This window comes from Streptomyces phytophilus (assembly GCF_013870535.1).
In the GTDB taxonomy this organism is placed as follows: domain Bacteria; phylum Actinomycetota; class Actinomycetes; order Streptomycetales; family Streptomycetaceae; genus Streptomyces; species Streptomyces phytophilus.
Genome location: NZ_JACBXC010000644.1, coordinates 1 through 3417, shown reverse-complemented (window position 1 = coordinate 3417; position 3417 = coordinate 1). Strand labels below are relative to the sequence as shown.

The following is a 3417-nucleotide window of genomic DNA, read 5'->3' as shown; positions in this document are numbered from 1 at the left end:
GCATGCTGGGCCGGGACCTGCACGGCGCGGGCGGAGCGGGCGGCGGCGGCGAGTCGAGCTGCCCGGCCAGGACGCGGGCGACGTCTCCGACGGACGACTCCGCCTCCGCGTCGAGGACGACGTCGGCACGGTCGCCCCCGAGCGGATCGACGACGGTCAGGGTGAGGCGCACGCTGATCCTCCTCGGACGTCCCCGGCTGTTCCCCGGTTTTCCCCCCGCGGAAATGCGTTCAGCTCGGACACTAGGGTCTACGAAACGATATCCGCCCCGGGCTTCGCGGGAACAGCGCGTATCCGGGATTGTGGACAACTACGCCGCCGCGGCCCGGCCGCGGGGCGCGGCGGGGCGACCGGGCGTTGCGACACGTGCGACAGAGGGGGCAGCATGAGCCGCTGGATGGAAGCGCTCACGATCGAGCGCGGAGGCTTCCGGATCCGGGTGCCGGAGTCGTGGTGGGAGTTCGACGTACGGCCCGAGTCCCGGGACGACGGGATCCGGGAGATGGTCAACGACCGGGTCCGCCGCAACCCCGAACTGGCCGAGCAGCGCGGCGTGCTGGAGGCGTTCCTGCGCAAGGCCGCCAAGGACGCCTGGGCCTCCGGCGCCCTGTACTGCGGCTGCATGGCGGAGACCTTCGGCGGCGAGGTGCCGGTGACCGGCTCGATCACCGTCTCCCTCATCGGCGCCCGCACCGAGAGCGGCGAGCTGCTGCCGACCGACCCGGCGCTGATCGTGGGCCAGATCAAGCAGATCCGGCCGAAGAAGGAGGGCGACGCCTGGCGGAAGGTCTCGACGGTCGAGATCGAGGGCATCGGCACGGCGGCCCGCACGCAGGGCGTCGAGGACGTCAAGATCCCCGGCGACGACCGCACGATCCGCGCGGTGCTGATGCAGACCTTCATCCCGGTCCCCGGGCAGGAGGGCAAGGTGGCGCTGGTCGCGGGCAGCAGCCAGGTGCTGGATCTGGCGGACTCGTTCTTCGACGTGTTCGACGCGATCACGTCGACGTTCCGGTTCGTCGGCGAGTAGCGAGCGCGCAACGCGCCCCGCTCTCCCGTCACTTCGGTGTGAGCACGTCCTTCAGGAACGGCTCCACCGCCCGGTGGAACGCCTCCGGGTCCTCCAGGTGCAGCAGATGGCCGGCTTCCAGCTCGGCGTACACCCCGCGGGGCAGGACGCGCACCATCTCCTGCGCCTCCGCCCGCCCCAGCTCGCCGTCGATGCCGCGGATCACCAGGGTGGGGCACTGCACGAGGGCCAGCTCCTCCCAGTGCGCGTCGTGCACCCAGGTCTCGCGGGCCCGCAGCATCTGCCGGCGGGAGAAGACCGGGCGCCAGCCGTCCGCGCGCTCGGCCATCACCTCGGCGTAGAACTCGCCGCGCGCGGTGCGCGGGCGCTCCAGGACGGGGTCGTCCTCGCCGAACCACTTGCGGACGTCGGCGAGCGTGGCGAACGGGGTCGGCCAGGAGCGGAACCACTCCTCCCACTCACGCTGCGAGGCCGCGCCCAGCGCGGAGGCCCGCATGTCGCAGATCACCAGCCCGCGTACCAGGTCGGGGCGGCGGGCGGCCAGCTGCCAGGCGGTCAGCGCACCCATCGAGTGGCCCACGAGGACCACCGGCGCGAGGTCCAGCTGTTCGATGACGGCCTCGGCGTCCGCGATGTACGCCTCGCGGTCGAACGGGCCGTCCCCGGGTTTGTCGCTGCGCCCGTGGCCGCGCTGGTCGAGCGCGATGGCGCGGGAGCGGCCGGAGAGCCAGCGGGCGGTGGTCGCCCAGTGGGACGCGCGGCCCATCAGGCCGTGCAATAACAGCACGCCGGGGCGGTCCTGCGGGCCTGCGCCCGGCGGGCTCCCGGCCGGGCCGGCGGCGGACCGCGCCCGCGCCACGATGCGGTCGGCAGCGCGCTTCGGCGGGTCTCCGTACTCCCAGGCGGCGAGACGCAGCCCACCCGCCCCTGTCACGTTGATACGACGGACCATGTGCCGACACCCCCAATCCGTTCGGCGAAGCTCACGCTATCGAATATCTATTCGAACACCGAGGTACGGGACCCAACACCCCTCGTTCGAGTGACCGCGGCCGGGGATTGGCCGCGATCGTCGCGGGGAGACAGAGACCGGGAGGCGGACCCGCATCGGGGACATGGGGTCCGTGGGGAGACGACCCTGGGAGCTCGGGGCTCCGGGTCGGTACGGGGAGGCGGGGCCCCGGCGAGCCAGGCGCCGGGGCCCTCGCCACACCTCCGGAAGCCGCACGGGCGCCCGGATATGTCAGCGGCATGACCCACCCCTCCCTGGTGACGTCAGCGACAGCGTGGCACGCCCGGCCCCGGTGCGCTGCCGTTCGGACAGGAATCCCGCGGTCCGCTTAACGCCAACCGCGGGTACGGCGCAAACCCGCCACCGCTCTGGCCCGAACGGATCTAGCGCTTGGCCACGAAGACGTGCGAGGCGACCTCGGCGTCCAGCTCGGCGGCCTCGCCGCCGCTGCCGACGAGCACACCGCCCGCCGAATCCGTCACGCTCACCACGGCGCCCGGCTGCACACCGGCCCGCCGCAGCGTGTACATCAGCGCGGAGTCGGTCTGGATCGGCTCCCCGATACGGCGGATGATCACCGTCCCGGCGTCCGGGCCCAGCGCGGACAGGCTCACCATGCCCTCGTCCAGGAACGGGTTCGCCCCGGACTCCTCGCCCAGCTCCTCCAGGCCCGGGATCGGGTTCCCGTACGGCGACTCCGTCGGATGCTTCAGCAGCGCGAGCACGCGGCGCTCCACGGCCTCGCTCATCACGTGCTCCCACCGGCACGCCTCCGCGTGCACGTGCTCCCACTCCAGGCCGATCACGTCGACCAGCAGACACTCCGCCAGGCGGTGCTTGCGCATCACCCGGGTCGCCAGCATGCGCCCTTCTTCCGTCAGCTCCAGATGCCTGTCCCCGGCCACGCGTACCAGGCCGTCCCGCTCCATGCGGGCGACGGTCTGGCTCACCGTGGGGCCGCTCTGGTCGAGCCGCTCCGCGATTCTCGCGCGCATGGGGACGACGCCCTCCTCTTCGAGTTCGAGGATGGTGCGGAGATACATCTCCGTTGTGTCGATCAGTCCGGACATGCGTGCCCCTAGATTTCTCGTGCGGTGGCCCTGCACCAATTCTGACTCATCCCGGTGACAAGTGGACCTGCCGCGTTCTTTTCGCCTGACTATCGCCGCCGATCTGCGGGAAAAAGGCGATCTGCACCCGGCCTGGAACACGGACGCCAGGCCCCGCGGGCGGTTCCCTAACCCAGCAGCTCCGCCAGGTCCAGCGAGGCCGCGACCCGTACGGCCACGTCCTCCGCGTACGCCGCGTCCTGCCGCGTGAAGCCGCGCCGGCCCCCGCCGCGCAGGAACGTCACGACCCCCAGCGTCCGGCCGCG

At 72.2% G+C, this 3417-nt stretch carries 3 protein-coding genes; 1 reads left to right on the top strand and 2 read right to left on the bottom strand.

Translation table 11 applies throughout. The features are described from left to right. Positions 1–385 precede the first annotated feature (385 nt). Positions 386–1030, top strand: coding sequence for a hypothetical protein (locus H5J30_RS22840; protein WP_181789259.1), 645 nt, complete (start codon positions 386–388; stop codon positions 1028–1030). Between the two features lie 28 nt (positions 1031–1058). Here H5J30_RS22840 and H5J30_RS22835 read toward each other — a convergent pair whose 3' ends face one another. Next, a complete protein-coding gene (locus tag H5J30_RS22835) occupies positions 1059–1982 on the bottom strand; it encodes an alpha/beta fold hydrolase (RefSeq protein ID WP_181789258.1) in 924 nt (307 codons plus the stop codon). 443 nt (positions 1983–2425) lie between these two features. Beyond that, positions 2426–3112 (bottom strand): iron-dependent transcriptional repressor DtxR, encoded by a 687-nt coding sequence (locus H5J30_RS22830; protein WP_181789257.1) that lies wholly within the window; start codon positions 3110–3112, stop codon positions 2426–2428. Positions 3113–3417: the final 305 nt, after the last annotated feature.